Source organism: Bacillus sp. NMTD17 (assembly GCF_002998735.1).
GTDB lineage: Bacteria > Bacillota > Bacilli > Bacillales > Bacillaceae > Bacillus.
Genome location: NZ_PVRH01000006.1, coordinates 50291 through 70957 on the forward strand (window position 1 = coordinate 50291; position 20667 = coordinate 70957).

The window sequence follows — 20667 nt, forward strand, 5'->3', positions numbered from 1 at the left end:
TAATCATATATTCACATATGGTTCATTCATATGAAACAAGCATGTATCATATGGTATGTATGGTGAGACAGTTCAGCATCATATAGATCGCATTCCTTTCTACTCCCTTTCATATGGTAATCAAAAAGCTTCTCCGTTTTATTCTTACATTTACCGTTTCAACAGCAAAAAAATAAACAAAATATCTAAAATGATCCATTTTTATAGGATTCATGGCTTACTTATCACCTTTTAAAAGAAAAATATGGAGAATCAGCGCATAACATTTGTTTTCGTCTAATTTTTTTCTCTTTTATCATCAAAAGTGAAGACAAAACGATTTAGCCTAAACATTACAATCATTTCATGCCTATTTTGAGAATCAAATGTTCTTTAAGTGAACTTCATAATATAGAGGCAAGCCAAGGGAAGGAGTTAGTTGTTTGATGGAGCTCATTGATAATAAATCAAAGAGATGGATAAAAATTTTAAAACTGCTTGTATCCAAAAATAAGTGGTGGAGCCTTCAAGAAATATCGAATGAACATATCGGTTCGGTTCGTGCCATTCAAAGCGATTTAGAACAAATGAAATCGTTCAAAACAGAGAATGGAGAGCCGTTAATCCACATAAAGCCAAGACAAGGCATATCCATTTGTTATACACAGACGATACGAGTAGACTACTATATCAAAGAAATTTTAAAAGATACGATTGAAATTCGATTGATTGACGGCATTTTTTTCGAACAAAACAGGTCTTTCTATGAATGGATGGACACGCTTAATATTAGTAGATCCACATTGTATAACACCATTCATAAAATCAATTCGATCCTTACATCCTATGACATCGAGTTACGCCCAGATAGTATGCAGTTCCATGGGAATGAGAAGGAGATTCGTCAATTCTTTGTTGAGTTTTTGTTTGAAGTGTATGGAAGCCGGCTTTGGCCATTCGATGATATTCAAAAGCAAGACGCAGTTGATTTATTACAAGAGCTATTTCAGGTGCTCGAAGTCAATGTACCAGATGTGGCTATAGATAAATACTGCCTGTGGCTCGGTGTTTCCATTCACCGAGTGAGGAAAAATTTTACCATACGACGCAATTATACGTACTCGATGAATGAAGAAAAACAGACCTCTACAGCCAAAGGTATCTATAATCAAATCAAAAACTGGGAAGAGCATATTTGCCAAATGACAAAGGACATTTTTGGTATTACACTGGATCATCACGAATTTGTCTTTTTACTATTGATCGAACCAGCTATTGGCCACTTTAAATCAATTGAATCTGTCGAAGAAAAGTTGACGTTCTTTCAATCGCATACACCACACCTCTTTGAAGCCATTCATTCATTTATCAATCAATTGGAGTTGATTTATCATCAAGAGGTGGCTAATCGCAAGGTGATGACACTGATTCTTCTCCAATATTATGTGTATTCTAAGGAAATTACCGTGAGAGATGGATTCCTTTTCAAAAAGAAATCGAGTTATTTATCAGAGGTGAAAGAGCAGCTTCCTTACTTCTATTCGAGGATTACTCATATCATCCAAGAGTTAAAAACAGACGATATACTCGCTTCTTTTGTGAAAAATGAACGGGAATTGATCCGTATCATTACGTCTACCTGGAGAGGGCTTGTTCAATTTGAAATGGAGCGAAGAAACGTGTTGAACATATTTGTTATTTCAACATTAGGCTATTATCATAGTTTGTTTATAGCAGATTTAATTAAATTAAGCGTGCCTCCTCTCATTCACACTTTTACAAGTCCAGAAAATACATTAAATGATGTAACGATGGATCAACTTGGGATTGATATGATCGTGACCGATACCGAGCTCCCTATTCAATTTGGACGATATACACTGCTGATCAGCTCTTTTCCAACAAAGAAAGAATTGGACAACTTGAACCGAAGATTGGTTGATATGATCGACTAATCTTCATCAAAAAAAGCTGCTTGAGAGCTTCTCAAGCAGCTTTTTGCTTCTGTATTAATGAAGCACGATTTGTTCATTCATCAAATCAATGGCGTAAAGTGATTGCTCATATTCATCTAATAGAAGGTATACTTTGAGCGGTGCAGCGGTTTGATCTGTCTGCTGCGTGAATAGTACACAAGTGAATTTTTCGATCCCCTCTGGCAGCTTGCTTTTCAGAAAAGGATGAAGAATAGGAGAAATTCGAAGGGTATCAACATCTTTCAGCCAAAGTTCATCTTGTAACGCAGGATAATGGTCAACCAAAAACTGACGAAACACTTCCAATGTACTCAAGGTAGATATCCTCACTTTCTTCTATCATGGCTTCAAGCTTACCTAAAACAAACATATTCAAAGTCATCCTAAGATGTCAGTCCACCAAATGTCGTATACTACTAGAGACACGATTTCATTTTTCTTCAAAAAGCATTGTAGATCATGTTTACTGTCATGAGTGTTTCATATGTATGACGTCTACTATATTCCAACCGATGGACCTATGATCATATTCTTATCTGTTTCTTTCGTGATGAAACGACAACTTCCTGCTACAAAATTCCAAATTTCTTCAAAAAATTGGTGCAATGAGACAAAAAAGAACAGCTCCTCACTGTTCTTTCAGACATTATGAGAGGTCTTTCAAAGAAAACACTTCGCCGCTCTCTGCATCAATACCATCATGGCAATCGAGCTTTCCGCATAGAACATATTGTTTTTGCACTTCGTCATAGACGTAGATAGGTGTCAGTTCAAGACGTTCTCTCAATTTTTCAAAGGCTTCTTTCTGAGATACAGTAATTTCACTTGCCGATTGAGAGGGACTCAGTATCCCGCACACTTGAAACATTTCTTTTTTATCTATGTAATTAACGGCTTCAAACGAGCTGGCGTCAATGAAGACCTTGATCTTGTCCATAAATCCACTGCCTTCTTGCCCGTTCGTTTTTAATATCGCATGGATGTATCCATGATCACGATGGAGTGTTTTCAGAACCCACTTTCCTGTATCCTTTGAATATTTTTGCGCCAAAAAGGTTCGGACTGCTTTTATACACTCAGTTTGCTCTTCTTTTGATATCGGGATGGTATCCGGTGAAGGCTCCAATGAGAAAGCTTGTTCAGCTGAAATGTCCTCATGGATATTCATTTCCTTTTTTTCAAAGGCTTTGTTTAACGGTTCATTCCATTCAATGATCTCATTCATGTGTATACAAAGTGTTTCTTCACGCCCAATTTCAAACGGTATAGTTCCTGTTCCATCGTTCTTGACATAGATTTCTTCTAATGCATAAATTGTTCGAATTCGATTGTGCTCGAAGGAAGGCCATTGAAACTGCTGCACTTGCTGCTCGGCTAAGTTCTCCAGCTTATCAATAGAAAGCACATATTCCTCAGCTCTCAGTAATGTTTTGGCTAAAAATGGTCCGTGGTGTGTAAAGTACATGAGCTGTCCATGTTCATCCCATTTCACCTCAATTCTGCCTGAAGGCGTCACTTTCACACCATCTATTGCTTCTTCGAAAAAAAGTCCCCCTTTCTCCTTCTGATGCATGTGAAAATGCTCACCATAGATTAACCCTGTTTCTTGTTCGATCCATTGAATGACATGAGCTGGATATGGTCTCTTAAATGTGACACCATGCTGCGCATAGGTTTTGTCCATGACAAAAATAATTGTTTCCACCTGTCCCGTATTCAAATTCACTTCAATAATGGCTGTGCCGTCTGGGTTTAAATCGTCGTCCTCAGGTTCCGTTTCATGAGAGGGGAACCATTCCATATTGAATGTATAAATCGTTTCATTAAACATGTTGACGTAACGATGAAAGCTGTGTCTTTTTAGATGATAAAGATCTAAGCCAAATTTCGCCTTTGTCTGATCGATCAGTTGTTTAATTTTTGCATTCAATGGTTTCACCTCAAAATAATGATGTTTTATGGAAGAAGAAAAATTACGATAAAGATAGAGATGATGATTGCCATCAATAACCCTAAAGCAATTCCCATCATGTTAGACTCTTTTGTATAGCCTGTTAATTCTCCTTCAGTCGATCTGTCGATTTTTCGAAAGCGAAAAAGCATGCTTATATTGATAGAGGCTAGAACGATTAAAAACAAGAAAATGGTAAATACAGGCTCGATGTCACTAAATGGATTCGTTACATTTTGAAAACTAAATGATTGAAAAAACATAATGCCACTCAATACGACTTTCCAAACATTCTCTAAAAATTTTTCTTTCTCCCACTCTTTTCCTAATTTCTCTTTTTCATAAATAGCTACCTGCTCAAAAATAGGTATGAAAAACTTTGTTTTTCCTTTTTTGATAAAGCCTATAATGCCTTGGAGAAGCATTAAAATGCCTAAACACAAAAAGAAATGTGTAAGTTGGATATTAAAGATTTGAATCACCATAAAAAAAGCGATGATCATAAGTCCGAATATCAAATTAGAGACAGCTATTTGTTTTGTCCTCATCTTTTTCAGTGCAGCTTGTTCCATGTAATACTCCTCTCCGTTTTAAATGTTTCTGTTGAACGCTCTATCTTTATTACGATTTTACCGAAAAAATGTTTCAATATTTTCCCTTTCTACTGTCAATTCGGCTTTTTTCGCAAATGAAAAGACGCCCATCATTCAATGAACGTCTTATCTTTCTTCATGAAATCAGCACATCATATTTGAGCAGCTGTTCTATCTTTTATTTGGTGGGCTGCCAGGTGTTTAAAGTCATCAACAGACAGCTGTCTAGATGTCTTTTCTCCATGCTGTCTGATGTTCAGTGTTTTTTCTTCCATTTCTGTATCGCCAATGACAGCGATATAAGGGATTTTTTGCATTTGTGCTTCTCTCATTTTATAGCCGAGTTTTTCATCCCGTTCATCGATTGTCACTCTTATTCCGATCTTTCTTAATTGCTGCTGCACCTCAAGGCAGTGATCAAGGTGAACCGTTGAGACAGGGATGATTTGTACTTGTACTGGTGCCAGCCATAACGGGAAGGCGCCTGCAAAATGCTCGATGAGAATGCCAAGGAAACGATCCAGAGAACCGAAAATGGCACTATGAATGACAACTGGCCGTACCTTTTCATTCTTTTCATTGATATATGTTAAATCAAATTTCTCAGGCATTTGAAAATCTAACTGAATTGTGGCGCACTGATGGCTCCGCTGCAAGGCATCTTTTATATGAAAATCGATTTTCGGGCCATAAAATGCCCCATCTCCTTCATTTAGCTGATAATCGACTTTTAGCCGATCAAGCACATTCTTTAGCGCTGATTCAGAGATATCCCAAATGGCATCATCGCCTAACGCTTTTTCAGGACGAGTGGATAGTTCCACAGAGTACTCAAACCCAAATGTCCGATACACATGATCAACTAATTGGAAAATCCGTTTGATTTCAGCTTCAATTTGATCTTCTCTCAAAAAAATATGGGCATCATCTTGGCAAAATGTTCTGACCCTGAACAATCCATTTAATGCTCCGCTAAATTCATGACGATGCACCTGACCAAACTCAGCCATCCTGATCGGAAGGTCTCTGTATGAAAATAAGCTGTTTTTAAACATGAGCATATGTCCTGGACAATTCATAGGCTTTAAAGCAAAGCTTGTATGGTCTACTTCTGAGAAATACATATTTTCATGATAATGATCCCAATGTCCCGACTTTTCCCAAAGCTCTTGGTTCATCATAAACGGTGTGCTCACTTCTTCATATTGCGCTTTGCCTCGCACTTCTCTAGAAAAAGCCATTAATTCATTTTTGACAAGCTGACCTTTTGGTAAATAAAACGGCATACCTGGCGCTTCTTCCGAAAACATGAACAGAGATAATTGTTTCCCTAATTTCCGGTGATCACGCTTGTTTGCTTCTTCCATGAAATGAAGATACTCAGCTAGATATTTTGGATGTTGAAACGCTACACCATACACTCGCTGCAATACATCTTGATGACTGTCACCCCGCCAATAAGCACCTGCAACACGTGTTAGTTTAAATGACTTTACGAACCCAGTAGAAGGTAAATGAGGCCCGCGGCATAAGTCGATAAATTCACCCTGCTGATACACTGTGATGGCTTCTTCAGATGGGAGTCGTTTTAAAATATCCAGCTTATATGGATCATGTGCAAACAACGATTCAGCTTCTTTGTAAGAGACCTCCTTTCTTTGGATGAGATGATTCTCGTTTATGATCTTTTCCATCTCTTTTTCAATCTCTGCCAAATCCTCTACGCTTAATGTTTGATTTAGCTTCATATCATAGTAAAATCCATTTTCGATGACAGGTCCGATTCCAAGTGTGACATTGTCATATAACCTTTTCACCGCTTGGGCTAATACGTGTGCAGATGTATGGCGCAGCACTTCAAGCCCTTCTTTTGAATCGAGTGTGACAATAGACAGCCCAGCATCGCTGTCCAGCTGGTGACTTAAATCGACCAATTGATCATTGATCTTTCCTGCCACTGCTTTTTTCCTTAAACTCGGGCTAATATGGGAGGCAACACCTGCGACAGTCGTACCTGCAGAAAACTCCTTTATCTTTCCATCTGGAAATTGAATCTTCACCATGTTTTCTTTCATGACTGACACACCTTTCATTTTTTGATATAAAAAAACACACCCATCCCTCATAAAGGGACGAATGTGTAATCCGTGGTTCCACCCAAATTCCCATAACGCATTTTCGCTTTATGGCTCTGGTGCCGTAACGTGGCATAGTCGGTATTGGATACTTCAATTTTCCCCAATACAGCTCAAAGGTGGTAAGACAACTTTTCTGCGTTGGGAAGATTTCAGCGTGACTTCCCTCTCTAGTAACCGATAAAAGCTGCTCATGTCCTTTTCAAAGCCTGATGATAGTTGAGTGAACAAAAAAACACACCCATCCCTCATAAAGGGACGAATGTGTGATCCGTGGTTCCACCCAAATTCCCATAACGCGTATTCGCTTTATGGCTCTGGTGCCGTAACGTGGCGTAGACGGTATTGGATACTTCAATTTTCCCCAATACAGCTCAAAGGTGGTAAGACCATTTCCTGCGTTAGGAAGATTTCAGCGTGACTTCCCTCTCTGGTAACCAGTAAAAATGGCTCATGTCCTTTTCTTCGCTTTTAATTTCTCCATATCTTACATGATGATGATAGAACATGTAAAGCTTTATTTTGTGCAGAGCAATTGAAATTCATTCTTTAAATGATGTGTTGCGTGTATTTACTTGGGCTGTATTCAATTTGAAACGCAGGGGATAAGGCTCGTTTCACTTCTTCAGTGATACGCTCTCCTTCTTGATTGAATTTCTTTTCCATGTCTGCGCCATTTGGCACCAAATCATCTGTCTCTTCGTCAAACCAGCGGCCATACTGTATGTTCCAATTCCAAATCTTTGAGAAAAGTGTATCGCTCATTGGTATATCATCTCTTTCTAGATGACATTGACAATACCCACAATGAAAAGGTTCACCACCGTAATCTCCTTCAATTTTCACAAAAGGATGATCCTCAAATTCACGGCAGCACACCCATTTTTTGAAGTGCTGACCGAATTCTGTCAGTTTAATTGAGTAATAACGCATGGAAGTTCGTCGTCCTATCATGTCAAAAATGCCTTGATCAATTAATCTCTTTATCCGATACTCGATAAAATCATCACCGATATACTGATCTAAATGACCAATGACTTCTCCTATTAAGCGTGGAGTTACGATGTACTCCTCTTCTGGCTCGGACTGATGAAGCCGCTTAGCCATTTTCACTAAATAAGCATCAAATTCATCTTCTGGTACACTGATCGTTTTTCCTTTTTGCCATATCCGCAGCGTATGATTTTCTTTAGCAAATGAAAGCCATTCGTTTTGTAATTTCTCTCTTTCTTCTTTTGATACTGCGTGAATGTGCTCTTTACATCTGTACAAAACCTTCAATTTTTCAGTTGTAATTTCCCCGGCATGGCGAATATCCATTCGTCTTGTATTTGTATTGAACAGCTGATCAAATGCAGTCGTTGTATTGAGTAGAGTCAATTCAATGTTTTTCTCTTTTAATAAATAGATGGCATATCGTAAACCAATTTGCTCATGTGCATTACTGCCTGTCCAGATGAGGATACGCGTACCATCTTTTATATCTTTTATTTGTTGAAGCATTCTATGCTGATCGTTGACCATGTCATCAAAATAGCCAAATTCATTTGATATCACGTTACGCAGCCACTCTATACGCTTCTCCTGTCCTTCATGTTCATGCAAATGCAAAAGGGGTCCAATCGAATAAATGTCATCAAAGGCGATAATATTATTTACTTGATCTTGCTTCATTTCACGTAATGCTTGTTTTAAACTACCGGCAGGTGCTGCCCCAAATACGATATGTATCATCATTTGTCTCCCTTTATCTTACAGTTTATTTCATCTTCACCTATTCATGGCTCTTGCGTCAATTCTATTGAGTCAATTTCATTCAAAAGTATGACAATGAGAGGATAAGATATATATAGAATGCAGAATTGAAGAGACTATATCCCACGAAATGGGGCAATCTGTTTACTGAGCTCGCTTTGAGACTTTTCTTTCTGAATGATTTATAGATAGAAATCCCCTCAAAAAAGGATTTCAGTTCAAGCTCTTATTCACAGATTCCCCTTCACAAATCGTTCTCTTCGCTTTCTTGATAATTCTGCTAGTCGCTTTTGTATCAGATTCCTTAGACCACTGTTCGCAAAGGTTCATGACCCAATTTGGCTGTGTTTTACTAGCGTCATTGAGCCAGTTTCCTACAGAATCTTGAACATATGTTGATGGATCGGATTTGAGTAAATTTAGAATAGGCAGTGCCCTCTCTGGCTCTTGTTTTAATAACTCAATATGCTTTGTCCATACCCCTCTAGGACGGATCGACTCTACAGAGAACCGGCGAATATTTTCATCCCCGCTTTTTGCCCATTCTGTTAAATATTCTATACTTTGATCAAGCTGATGACTGAGGCTTTCTCTCACTGACATCCACGCAATTTCTCGTACACCAAAATGATGATCAGCTGCAAATGGCTGAATGTACGCAAGTTTCTCTTCCAGAGTTGATAAGTGTTGTTTGTTCATATAAGCAGCCCAACAGCGAACGCTATCAGATACGTGGTGAGCAAATGCCTGTAGTACTTCCGCTTGTTTTTCCTCATTCTCTTCGTGTAGCACTTCATCTAACAATTGACCGATGAGACGAATTGCTTTCATTCCTGATTCAGCTTTTTGTTTAGTGATCTCAGATGAAATATCGTCTATATAATGGTCTAAACCAACGGACGGCAAAACATGCTGTATTAGCGTCATATGATTGATTGACAGCCAGCCATTCAGTTAAATTCACACTTTCGATCTCTCCCTGATTCAAAAGGGTCCAGACGTCACGAGGGATATCAGTCCCCTTTCGAGCGCCTTTTCGATTGATGATATCCTCACTTATTTGCATTCTATTTTCTCTCCTCGTCTAGCAGTTCTTTTGTTAGACATTCATCGTTTTTAAAAGAAATTTGTTGATGCCTTCATTCTTTGGATATTGACTCCTATTGTAGCAAATAAACAACTTCACTGGTTCATTCTTCAAATCAAAAAGGAACTACCCGAAATAAGTAGTTCCTTCTATACAAAATTGAATTTAAGTTAGCTTCCTTGCTCGATCACCTTTAAACTCTTACGCTGAGAAAATCGGTCAAACGCCACCATTAGAATGGTCATGAGTAAAGCGAGAAAAACGGTTCCAGCACTGATCCAGCTTAGGTTTAATATAGATGTTTCGCTTAACACAATCCCTCCTACACCAGAGCCTAAGGCAAATCCGAATTGAATAAATGATGTATTGACACTTAATGCGATATCAGGAGATTTTGGTACAAGTGTTACAAGATATAGCTGCTGAGCTGGTGATGTGCTCCATGTAGCGATCATCCATATCATGATGACAGCCACCATGACCACGAGATTCCCTGTGACAAATGCTAGCAGCATGAGCATGATGATTTGCAGAATGATTCCAGAGAAAATCGTGAATATTGGGCCCTTTTTATCTGCTGCAATCCCTCCAAGGCTGGAGCCCAAAAAGCTGCATATTCCAGCTAGTAATAAAATGCCACTGATTTCTGTGATACTAAGGTTTGCTGATGCTTGCAGGAAGGGCGTTAAATAGGTAAATAACGTGGAATATCCACCTACATAGAATAGCGTCACTGCCACCGCAAGTAATATTCGCTTATCTTTTAAAATCGATAATTGCATACCAAGTGTCACCGGTTCTTGTTCTTTCATAGACGGAATTCGCCTATACACAACAATCAGCGGAATAAGCGTGATCAATCCAATGGTTGCGAATAATGCTTTCCATCCGATCATACTGCTTAGAAATGTCCCGATTGGAACACCTAAAACCAAGGAGCTGCTTAATCCCATTAAAATGATGCCAATGGCTGTTCCTCTTTTTTCACGTTCTACAAGACGAGTCGCAACAGCCATTGCCACTACAATAGCAGTCCCCCCACTGATTCCTTGTAAAATCCTTGTCATCATCACCATTTCAAACGAATGGCTGACACTTGTGATGAAATTACTTAAAATAAAAATGATCAGCATCCATGATAATATTTTTCTGCGGTCCATATTGATTGTGAGTGCAATGACAATCGGTGCGCCGATTGCTGCTGAGAGCGCTAAAGACGTGACCAATAATCCAGCAGCAGACGTCGTGACATGTAAATCATCTGCGACCATCTGGATAATGCCTGTAATGATATATTCGATCGTTCCAATTAAAAAGGCTGCTAATGCAAGTAAATAGACAACGGTTTTATTTTTCATCGTGACGTTTCTCCTTTGGGCAAAGTTTACGATTTGATCTCATCTTTAATAGGAATTTGAATTTCAATGAGTCTGCCTTCTTCATTTTCAGACAAAGGGTAATAAATCTCTCGGCCCGGCTGGTCTTCTTTCACGCGGTATCCATTATTTTCGATCCATGTCGCCAGGTCAATACAAGCAGTTTGTGCGGATGGAGAATGTGAATGAAATAACAGTGTCGCCATGGTTTCTTCTGCAGGTAACGTACGTATCTTGATTCCTTGAGGAAGAGTGCCCCTTAACGATTTGACGGAATACCCCACCTCAAATTCGAACTCACTTTCTTTTTCCATTGATTCCCTCCACAGCACCACTTGTGGTCCCGAGATCGATTCTTGTTGATTTTTAAGTAATAAATGATGAAACGTTTGAAAGAATGAAGGAATTTCGTCAACAGTTCCGTTGGATTGAAAAGACATGATGCTTTTGCTTTCAACAGATTTGATAATGACCTCCTGTTCTTTTTCAACACACCCCTCTCGTTTAATGAGGTGCATCCGCTCCTTAATACGCGCTAATTTCTGTTGTTCTCTCTCGATCAATTGCTGAATCTCACTTTCTTTCAGCAGAAACATGCCCTGAATCTGCTCTACCGAAATATCTTCCCGAAGAAGCTGAGCCATTTGCTTTAACGTAAAGCCCAATTCCTTGTACAGAAAAATTCGATTGACCTCAAGCAGCTGCTCAGCTGAGTAATATCGGTATCCCGAATCTTGATCAATCTGCTTAGGCTTTAATAAATCAATTTGGTCATAATATCTTAAGGTTTTAACAGGCACTTTACTTAACATAGAAAAATCGCCGATCTTGAACATCCTGCATCTCCTCCGTTTTGTTGATCTGATCAAAGTATAAACCTTTCAGTAAAGGGGAAAGTCAACTGAAGAATTTAAAAATGTCGATTCGCTTCAGTAGAAACAAAAAAGCACTATTTTCAAATAGTGCCTAAAACGAAGGTTTTCGATTCACTTTTAAAAGAATGCTTTCTGATAAGAGCGGAGCACATGCCATCACCCCTTGAATTTATTCATTTACCCCAAACAATCCAATCTTTTCAGGCACTTTACAATATCTCCACTTTTAAAGAAATTGAATATGGCACCCTCGCTAAACCGTTCGGCTCTTACAACCCCCATCATGAGAGCAAGCACACACTGCGCATTTAAATTTGAAATGTCCACATTCTCCATATCGTTCGGTCCACCTTCAATCCCATTTTCTTTGAGGATCTCTCTGTAGCGGGTAAGCTCCAGCTCTTGATGTTGTTTTGCAAAGGTATAAACATCTTCGATCAAGTGACGAACCGTTTCGGAATAATTCACAAAGGGCATCTGAATCGGATGTTCAGCTGTGCCATCATTTTCTTGATCGATTACCCATTCTCCAATATGATCTTCCTGAAGCAGCGGTATGTATTTTGTTAGAATATCGAATTGACTCATTTTCATCCTCCTCTATCTCCTTTATATGGTTTACTCTGATCGACACCTATGGATCAGTATAAAAAAATCCGTGATCATCCTACCAGCTAGACACCAGTATTCAAATCACGGACAGTCTTTATTCACTTCACTTTTTATACTCTAACCATTGATACAACTGTCTCCACATGCGCCGTTTGCGGAAACATATCCACTGGCTGCATGTATTCGATTTTGTAGTCTTTTGACATGTATTCAAGGTCTTTTGCTAGTGTGGATGGGTTGCAAGAGACGTAGACAAGACGTTTTGGTTTGACTTGTTTGACAGTGTCTAAGAAGGTGCGCTCGCAGCCTGTTCTTGGCGGGTCCACGACGATGACGTCAGGACGGAAGCCTTCTTTGACCCATTTTGGCAGCCAATGTTCCGCTGTTCCTGTCACATAGGTCGCGTTTTTCATGCCGTGTTTTTTGGCATTTTTCTTGGCATCATCAATCGATTCTTTGATGACATCCATTCCTCGTACTTCTTTGGCACCATCTGAAAGCCACATCCCAATCGTTCCAACGCCGCAATACGCATCGACAACCTTTTCTTTGCCAGTCAGTTTGGCCGCTTTTTTCGCTTCGTCGTAAAGCTTTAGCGTTTGCTTCGGATTCAATTGGAAGAAAGCACGTGCACTCAGTTCAAAGGAGACGTCTCCTAAAAATTCTTGAATGACCATGTTGCCAGCTAGGTGAGATGTCTTATGGCCAAAGATGACCGACGTTTTTTCACCGTTGACATTGTGCATAATGGACGTCACTTCTGGCAGACGTTTTTGAATGGCTTCGGCGATTTCTTTTTTCTTTGGAAATTCAGGTTTCGATGTGACAAGGACGACTTGTACTTCCCCTGTTTCAAAGCCGACACGCACGACAATTGAGCGTACGTCGCCTTTTCTTGTCCGTTCATTGTAGACCGATACACCGAATTTCTCTAAGATTTTGCGGACAACGCCCGTTGTTTTGTTCGTATTTGGATGCTGCACGATACATTCCTTGATCGGTACAAGCTTATGAGAGTTCAGTCCATAAAGCCCAGCAATGATGTCACCGCTGTGAGAACGCCCTACTTGGAACTGGCTTTTGTTCCGGTAGTGCCACGGATCTTCCATACCGATCGTTGGTCGAATATCTAGTTTTTCAACTGATAGCTTCGTATGTCGTTCTATTGATTGAATGACAATATCTCGTTTTTCCTTTAGCTGCTGCTCGTATGCCAAATGCTGTAGCTGACAGCCTCCGCACTGCTCGTATACTGGGCATGGCGGTTTCACTCGATGCTCGGAGCGCTTTCGGACTTTTCTAACCGTACCTTCTGCATATTTTGCTTGGACATTCGTTGCTTCCACAACCACTTCTTCGCCTGGAAGCGCACCCGGGACAAAGACCACTTGCTTTTTAAAATAACCGACCCCTTCCCCATTAATGCCAAGGCGTTTAATGGTAAGCGGGAACTGCTGTCCCTTTTGTAAAAGGGCACCTTGCTGTTTTTCCTTCACTTCATTCTCTCCGTTCTATCTGAACCCTTGATAGGTTGTCTTCATTTTATTCCATCTCATTAGTATATCATGACTTGGACAAAGAGAGAAAATCCCTTTCATTTATTTATCTGTCTCAATGCTTCTCCATAAATATAAAGAAGCGTAGCTTAAATACGGGGTCCACTCCTTGCTTAATGCTGCCATTTCTTCTTTTGTCGGCTTTTCAGGCAGGTCAAAGTGCCGCTTGATGGCGTTTTGAATACCGATATCTGCCATCGGAAAGAGATTTGGTCTTCCAAGCCCATTCATGAGCACATTTTGAACTGTCCAAGGGCCAATTCCTCTAATCGGAAGAAGACGTTCTTCCACCTCCAGATCAGTTAAATCGTGTAATTCTTCTAAACAAAGAGAGCCGCTCACAATTCGCTTCGATACATCAATGACATATTCCGCTTTCCGCTGACTAAATTGGAGCTTTCTCAAATCCTCTGTTTCAAGTGAGGCGATGGTTTCCGGTAAAGGATCAAACCAAACGCCTTCTATTTGCTCGCCGTACGTATGAACAAACCGTTTCGTGAGCTCATAAGCAAACGCCAGATTGAGCTGCTGATGAATGATGCATTTCATCAAACAATGATATAAATGAAAATCCAGCATGAGCGGTGTCCCGACATGACGCTCAAATATGGACGCTAAATTCGTTTGAGAAAAATGCTCATGCACAGCGTGTAATTGATGCTTCATGCCAAATATCCGCTTCACCTCACATATGAGAGGTTCCTCAGGACCTTTTCCTTGCACCCGAAACGTGGGCGCTTCTTTTGTTCCGGTGGCTTGAACGACGACAACGTATGGTTTTTGTTCTAACCTAATTGGTACTTTGATTTCTCGTTTATTCAAATCGACTGCTTTTAATGGATCACTTGATAAGCGTCTGAGCACTTGATCGAAATGATACGGCGGCTCCACCACCAGCTCTTTTTCCCACATGTTTTCCTCTTCCTTTCTGCAAACACGCAGATGCGATTGTTTCACTTTGCATGAATGATTCTCCATATTGAATACTTTTAAACATAAAGAGTACAAGAATTTATCAGTTATATCTTCCTTATTTACGGTCATTTTCCTTTTGGATGAAGAAACATTTTTAGTCGAATTCAGCTAAAATACGACAGCATCCTTCAATATTTTAGGATCATTTACCTTAAATTAGAAATAGAACCTCTGGGTGATATCTTCTATTCCGAAAACATTTGTATAATTATGACATATCAAGGAGGTGAACAAAGGAATTAGCTGATTAGGCAATCATTTGTTTTATCTTGCAGGACCATATTTTACCTCATTGATAACCGGCTTCACCTAGTTTCACTTTTTACGAAAAGAAAGACCCAAAATTTAAAAACAAAGGAGATCCGACCAATGAAAAAAACCATTCTTTCTGTTGCCCTTGCCACTGCTGTTTCTTCGACACTACCAGTATTCGCTGACGCTGCTGAACAAAAAACTACTCCAGTTTCAACTACTGTTCAGCAAACTGTTTTAAACAAAGCTGTTGAAAGTAAAGCATCTACAACCGCAGGAAACGTTAATATTAACTTTGACGTACTTGGTATAGCTAATGCATTAATCAATGCTGCAAATGCTAACACAAACCGTGAAGGCTTTGTCAAAGGACTAATGGAGTCTGCTTTCTATGCTGCGGGCTCAAAATACAATGTCATGGTATTTAACTTAAGCCAAGGTTATGAGACTCGTTTCAACGGAGTCAAAACGTTTGCTACTGTGAAATACGGAAGCATTACTTACGGAGTTTGGGTATTTGAAAATGGATCTTTCACAAACAAAGGTGACGGCGGCTACATCAACTGGGCGTTTAGAGGCTGGTTCGACCGTAACGGTGGTTTCGTCAACTTCCGTCGTCCTTAATTCTCGGTTTTACCCATCAATCATACACGCACATTGGACCGATCTCAGTAATGAGATCGGCTTTTTTATGCAGAACACGTATAAGTTCACCGGTGCTGCTTCATGATATAATGCAAGTCTGGAGGGGTGCACATGCTGAAAAAAATTGCAGTGACAAAAAACGGCGACTTGATTGAACATGCAACATTACAGCAGCTTTCAAGCCCCGATATCGCCTGGTACTGGATTGATTTCCATGCGCCAACGGAAAAGGAAGCAGCGCTTTTGAAGGAATACTTTCAGTTCCATCCGCTTGCGATTGAGGATTGCTTCCATTATTTACAGCGGCCGAAGCTTGATTTTTATGAAGGATATTTATTTTTCGTGCTTCATGCCCTGAATCAAAAGACGCTTCGATCTGAGGAAATCGATCTGTTTGTCGGTGACAATTATATCGTGACCTTTCATTTGAAGGAAGCGCCATACATTGATCGTGTCATTCGAAAGCTCAAAGAATCTGACAAAACCCGAAATAGCGGACCTGAGCATATTGCTTATATGCTGATTGATCAGCTTACCGATGATTATTTCCCAATCATTTATCAAATTGAGGACAGGCTGAATGAAATTGAGGATGAAGAAGGTCATAAAACATATGGAACGCTGATGAACGAAGTATTCGGAATTCGATCCGATTTGCTCAAGCTGCGAAGAACGATTATCCCGATGAGGGACCTTTTATATCGTATTGTCAACACAAATACGATGAGAAGCGATACGAACCGGCAAGCATATTTCAATGATATTTATGATCACCTTTTGAAACTAACCGAGATCGTCGAGTCAAACCGTGATATGACGGCCGATTTACGAGACAGCTATCAGACGCTGAATTCCAATCGAATGAATGCGATCATGATGACATTGACCATTGTGTCGACCATTTTTATCCCACTGACCTTTATTGTTGGGGTGTACGGAATGAACTTTGATAACATGCCTGAATTACACTGGAAGTATGGCTATTTTGGGGTGCTGATTTTCATGGGTCTGCTCGTCTCGGGTATGCTTTTGTGGTTTAAGCATAAAGGGTGGTTCCGCATTTTCAAATAATTTGTTGAGAGAATAGCTTGGGGGCGGTTAAGGTGGAAAACTGGATTCCATTGACTCATCAAGAACTAAAGCTGGTATGGAAGACGTTCTATCGAGATTTCAAATTTAATCCAAGCATCTCTCGTTTTCCCTCATTCCACGTACCATCTCCTTATATTACATATGATATCTCTGTTTATTTTGAGGACCCTTCCCTTCTACATGCGGAGGAAGACCTTGAAGAGAAAGCATTACTTGCTTTTCAGGAGCATATGAGAACAGACGAATATATGCTGGCACTCGATTGGCAGCACGAATGCTACTGGATCACACCATACGGCTCATTTGAAAAAGATGTATTTGGAGAATGGACAGTGCCTGTGCTTCCTAACGGGGATTATGATTTCTTTTTATCAAAGGAGATGCATTGGGGCTTGCTAGGACATCCTTGGGAGCAAAGTATCACGATTTTCGGTGAGGGCTTGATTGACTCTTTCACGCGCCATCATCCGATTTTGTTTCAGTGTAAAATAAGAGAAGGATAAAGAAAAAGCTCGCAGGTCTTCTGCAAGCTTTTTTCTATAGATGAGGGAGATGCCATACTTTTTCAAGCATGAGATCGTCTAGGCTTTTAAAGGAATAACCTTGTTTTTTCAGGGCCGTGATGGCATCATCCAATGCCTCTGCATTGTCTCTTGAGACGGTATGAAGTAAGTAAATGGCACCTGGGTGCGCCTGCTTCATCATTTGATCGTAGGCATACTGTTTTCCTTTTTGATGATGAATATGCCAGTCCACAAACGCTACTGACCAGAAAACGGTTTGGTAGCCGAGCTCTTTTGTTTCCTTCAGCACTCTTTCACTGAATACACCGCGCGGCGGACGAAGATAGAGGTTGTCTTGTTTTCCAGTGATTTTGTACACGGCTTCATTGACACGGTCCAGCTCTTCTTTGATTTCTTTCGTACTCTTTGTTGTTAAATCTGGATGGTGATAGGAGTGGTTGCCAATGATATGACCTTCCTCTGCCATACGTTTGACGAGCTCAGGCTGATCCTTTACAAAGTGCCCTGTCACAAAAAAGGTGCCTGGTACTTGATGTTTTTTCAGCACATCTAAGATCTTCGGCGTGTACCCATTTTCATAGCCATTGTCGAAGGTAAAATAAATCTCTTTCTTTTTCGTGTTTCCTAAATAAAAGGCATCATACTTTTTTAAAAGGACGTTCAATTCTTTACCCGCATCTGCTGGCTTGTGTTCTTTGCTTTTCGCAAATCCCCAATGGACGGGCTTATTAGACACGGCTTCCGCTTCTGAGAGAGGCATGGATACAAAAAGCGCACATAAACAGATGAGCATGTATTTTTTCATTTACGTCACTTCCCGGTTTTTCTTCTATTGTGCAGAATAAGACCGAGACTCATACACTGATTCACCTGCCAAATTAAAGAAAAAAGCCCGCACTGCGCGAGCTATTCTTCCTTCCAATCGCTTTTAAACCGTTCATATTTCGCTTCTAGGTCGTCAATCATCTGGATCAGTCTGTCTATATCCTCAACATCTGTTGATTCAGGATCTAATGAATCAATCACATTCATAAACATATCTAATCGGTTCTTTAAATAATCAACCTGCTGCTCTTTGCTGTCTGCTGCCTTGCCCATAGATACACTCCCTTTAGCATTTGTTTCTAGCTTATCTTTTTTCCCCTTGTAAATCAATGATGCCCCACTTGCGTATAACGGTGATGGGGCTTAAAATTAACTGTTGGCGGGTCTACGTTTGCCCGAATGAAAAGGAGATAGATACCATGAACCAAAAAACAGCACTTCGTCCGATTACACCTGCATACGACCCTTGGGAAGCCTATCTCGATGTGCAGGATTACGGAGAGATGAAGCTGACAAATATCGAATTTACAACAACGACGTTGTGTAACATGAGATGTGAGCACTGTGCGGTCGGCTATACCTTACAGCCTAAGGACCCGAATGCACTGCCGCTTGATTTACTGCTTCGCCGTTTAGATGAAGTTCCGCTTCTGCGCTCAATCAGTATTACAGGCGGAGAGCCTATGCTTTCTCTCAAATCTGTGCGGGAATATGTCGTCCCTTTATTAAAGTATGCCCATGAACGCGGCGTCCGTACACAGATCAATTCAAACTTAACACTTGATTTGGCGCGATATGAAGAAATTATTCCATACTTAGATGTCCTTCACATCTCACATAACTGGGGAACTGTCGAAGAGTTTGCAACGGTCGGTTTTGCGATGATGGACAGAAAACCAACCTTTGAGCAGCGCGAGAAATTATTTAACCGCATGATTGAAAATAGCCGGGCACTTGTCAAAGCAGGTGTTACCGTATCTGCTGAAACCATGCTGAATAAGCGCACGCTTCCATATATTGAACACATCCACCGGCAAATCGTGGAGGAAATGAAATGCCAGCGCCACGAAGTTCACCCAATGTACCCAAGTGATTTTGCCAGCGCCCTTGAATCATTGTCGCTTCCGCAAATGCGTGATGCGATTCATCAGCTGCTTGATATTCGTGATCAAGACACATGGATGCTGTTTGGCACCCTGCCATTTTATTCTTGCAGCACAGATGAAGAAGATCAGCGCCTCCTCAAGCGATTGCGTCAGGAGAAACATGTCACGGTACGAAATGACCCTGACGGCCGCTCACGTTTGAATGTGAATATTTTTGATGGGAATATTATTGTGACAGACTTTGGCGATACACCGCCGCTTGGAAACATTGCTACTGATACATTGCAATCTGCTTATTCACGCTGGATGGACACAAAATTAGCAAAAGAGCTGAATTGCCATTGTCCAAGCGTACAATGCCTCGGTCCGAATGTTCTTGTGAAAAACAGCTATTATCAAGATGTTGATTTTACTTCTCGTACAGCCAGGGGGTAACCGATAGATGGACGATACTTTTCTGACAATAGTCAAGAACAAATACATTGAAATTCTCCTTGTGGGACTCGTTCTTTGGCTTGCCGTCTTTATGATTAACAAAGCGCTTCAAATTTTCTTTAAACGAACGGAGTTTATAGAGGACAAGAAGAAAAAAACGATCGAGAGCTTGGTCAAATCTGTTACAAAATACACCGCTTCAATTTGCTTTGTAATGTATGTCATTTCTCTCTTCTTTCATGATTTCGGAAAAATCCTTGCAGGTGCTGGTGTTGCTGGGATCGTCATCGGTTTTGGCGCCCAGACACTGATTCGCGATATTTTAGCAGGCATTTTTCTGATCTATGAACGTCAGATTCATAAAGGGGATTATGTGACAGTGAATAACCTCTTTAATGGAACGATTGAAGAGATTGGTCTCCGCTCTCTGCAAATTAGAGAATGGAGCGGCAAGCTGTTAACCATCTCTAACGGAGACATCCGGCAAATTCAAAACTATAACATGCACTACATGCGGATTACGGAGTCTGTATTAATTAGTGCGAATCAAAACCCAGATACAGCCTTTCAAGCACTCGAAACGGCCTGTGACAATTTAAATCAGATGCATCATGATTTTCTCAAAAAAGATGAATTTCAACATGCCATTGAACCGTTTCAAGTCCATGGCATTATGGGCCTGAACAAGCTGAACCGCGGGATTGAGATCACAGTGAAAGGAATGGTCGAAGACGAAAAATACTTCGATGCTGCCCTCGCTGTCCGAAAAGAAATGATCAAACAACTTCATCAGCATGATGTCAAATTGCTTGAAGATCTCGTTTATCCCCAGCCTGCAAAATAACCTCATTTATGATGGGGTTATTTTTTTGATTGTTTTTTGTTAACCAGTTAATTATAATGGATTATAGTTAACTG

At 40.2% G+C, this 20667-nt stretch carries 18 protein-coding genes, 1 pseudogene and 2 other annotated features; of the genes and pseudogenes, 6 read left to right on the forward strand and 13 right to left on the reverse strand.

The genetic code is table 11. The annotated features are described in order from the left end of the window. The first annotated feature begins 425 nt into the window (after positions 1-425). Positions 426-1934, forward strand: coding sequence for an AcpB/EbpR/MafR family transcriptional regulator (locus C6347_RS16405; RefSeq protein WP_060595796.1), 1509 nt, complete (start codon positions 426-428; stop codon positions 1932-1934). A 54-nt stretch (positions 1935-1988) separates the two neighbouring features. Here the strand turns inward: C6347_RS16405 and C6347_RS16410 are convergent, their stop codons facing one another. The 11 genes and pseudogenes from C6347_RS16410 to C6347_RS16460 all read right to left on the reverse strand — a co-directional run bounded on the left by C6347_RS16410 (position 1989) and on the right by C6347_RS16460 (position 14807). Continuing rightward, the gene (locus tag C6347_RS16410; RefSeq protein WP_003217864.1) at positions 1989-2270 is read right to left on the reverse strand and encodes a hypothetical protein; all 282 of its coding nucleotides are present in this window, start codon (positions 2268-2270) and stop codon (positions 1989-1991) included. Positions 2271-2601: 331 nt separating this feature from the next. After that, positions 2602-3885 (reverse strand): hypothetical protein, encoded by a 1284-nt coding sequence (locus C6347_RS16415; RefSeq protein ID WP_106071865.1) that lies wholly within the window; start codon positions 3883-3885, stop codon positions 2602-2604. A 26-nt stretch (positions 3886-3911) separates the two neighbouring features. Next, positions 3912-4478 carry a hypothetical protein gene (locus tag C6347_RS16420; protein WP_060595794.1) on the reverse strand — a complete coding sequence of 189 codons (567 nt, stop codon included), beginning with the start codon at positions 4476-4478 and terminating at the stop codon, positions 3912-3914. Between the two features lie 173 nt (positions 4479-4651). Next, positions 4652-6574, reverse strand: a complete 1923-nt coding sequence (thrS, locus tag C6347_RS16425; RefSeq protein ID WP_106071929.1) for a threonine--tRNA ligase — start codon at positions 6572-6574, stop codon at positions 4652-4654. A 50-nt stretch (positions 6575-6624) separates the two neighbouring features. Continuing rightward, positions 6625-6849 (reverse strand) — a binding site (T-box leader). A 36-nt stretch (positions 6850-6885) separates the two neighbouring features. Beyond that, positions 6886-7109, reverse strand: a binding site (T-box leader). Between the two features lie 74 nt (positions 7110-7183). Continuing rightward, entirely contained in the window at positions 7184-8368 is a 1185-nt protein-coding gene (locus C6347_RS16430) for a DUF1835 domain-containing protein (protein WP_106031328.1), read from the reverse strand. A 234-nt stretch (positions 8369-8602) separates the two neighbouring features. After that, positions 8603-9455, reverse strand: a pseudogene (locus C6347_RS16435) (DNA alkylation repair protein). Positions 9456-9646: 191 nt separating this feature from the next. Continuing rightward, on the reverse strand, positions 9647-10834 hold the full coding sequence (locus C6347_RS16440) for an MFS transporter (RefSeq protein ID WP_060595791.1): 1188 nt from the start codon (positions 10832-10834) through the stop codon (positions 9647-9649). A 26-nt stretch (positions 10835-10860) separates the two neighbouring features. Beyond that, the gene (locus C6347_RS16445) at positions 10861-11688 is read right to left on the reverse strand and encodes a MerR family transcriptional regulator (RefSeq protein WP_060595790.1); all 828 of its coding nucleotides are present in this window, start codon (positions 11686-11688) and stop codon (positions 10861-10863) included. 216 nt (positions 11689-11904) lie between these two features. Then, positions 11905-12315 (reverse strand): DUF6508 domain-containing protein, encoded by a 411-nt coding sequence (locus C6347_RS16450; protein ID WP_060595789.1) that lies wholly within the window; start codon positions 12313-12315, stop codon positions 11905-11907. 134 nt (positions 12316-12449) lie between these two features. Next, complete coding sequence (rlmD, locus tag C6347_RS16455; RefSeq protein ID WP_060595788.1) at positions 12450-13835, reverse strand: 23S rRNA (uracil(1939)-C(5))-methyltransferase RlmD; 1386 nt, start codon at positions 13833-13835, stop codon at positions 12450-12452. Between the two features lie 102 nt (positions 13836-13937). After that, positions 13938-14807: a DNA-3-methyladenine glycosylase family protein gene (locus C6347_RS16460; RefSeq protein ID WP_060595787.1), complete on the reverse strand. Its 870-nt coding sequence runs from the start codon at positions 14805-14807 to the stop codon at positions 13938-13940. Positions 14808-15239: 432 nt separating this feature from the next. Between C6347_RS16460 and C6347_RS16465 the strand changes: the two genes are divergently transcribed. The 3 genes from C6347_RS16465 (at position 15240) to C6347_RS16475 (ending at position 17362) form a co-directional block, all read left to right on the forward strand. Continuing rightward, a complete protein-coding gene (locus C6347_RS16465; RefSeq protein WP_060595786.1) occupies positions 15240-15746 on the forward strand; it encodes a hypothetical protein in 507 nt (168 codons plus the stop codon). Between the two features lie 132 nt (positions 15747-15878). Continuing rightward, on the forward strand, positions 15879-16838 hold the full coding sequence (gene corA / locus C6347_RS16470) for a magnesium/cobalt transporter CorA (protein ID WP_060595785.1): 960 nt from the start codon (positions 15879-15881) through the stop codon (positions 16836-16838). Positions 16839-16870: 32 nt separating this feature from the next. After that, the gene (locus C6347_RS16475) at positions 16871-17362 is read left to right on the forward strand and encodes a DUF2716 domain-containing protein (protein ID WP_106031332.1); all 492 of its coding nucleotides are present in this window, start codon (positions 16871-16873) and stop codon (positions 17360-17362) included. A 34-nt stretch (positions 17363-17396) separates the two neighbouring features. Here the strand turns inward: C6347_RS16475 and pdaA are convergent, their stop codons facing one another. Further along, positions 17397-18188 (reverse strand): delta-lactam-biosynthetic de-N-acetylase, encoded by a 792-nt coding sequence (pdaA, locus tag C6347_RS16480; protein WP_106037176.1) that lies wholly within the window; start codon positions 18186-18188, stop codon positions 17397-17399. 101 nt (positions 18189-18289) lie between these two features. Next, positions 18290-18481, reverse strand: a complete 192-nt coding sequence (locus C6347_RS16485) for an SE1561 family protein (protein ID WP_044139757.1) — start codon at positions 18479-18481, stop codon at positions 18290-18292. Positions 18482-18627: 146 nt separating this feature from the next. Here C6347_RS16485 and yfkAB point away from each other — a divergent pair, with 146 nt between their 5' ends. Then, a complete protein-coding gene (gene yfkAB, locus C6347_RS16490; RefSeq protein ID WP_060595783.1) occupies positions 18628-19749 on the forward strand; it encodes a radical SAM/CxCxxxxC motif protein YfkAB in 1122 nt (373 codons plus the stop codon). 7 nt (positions 19750-19756) lie between these two features. Next, the gene (locus tag C6347_RS16495) at positions 19757-20593 is read left to right on the forward strand and encodes a mechanosensitive ion channel family protein (RefSeq protein WP_060595782.1); all 837 of its coding nucleotides are present in this window, start codon (positions 19757-19759) and stop codon (positions 20591-20593) included. The last annotated feature ends 74 nt before the right edge of the window (positions 20594-20667 follow it).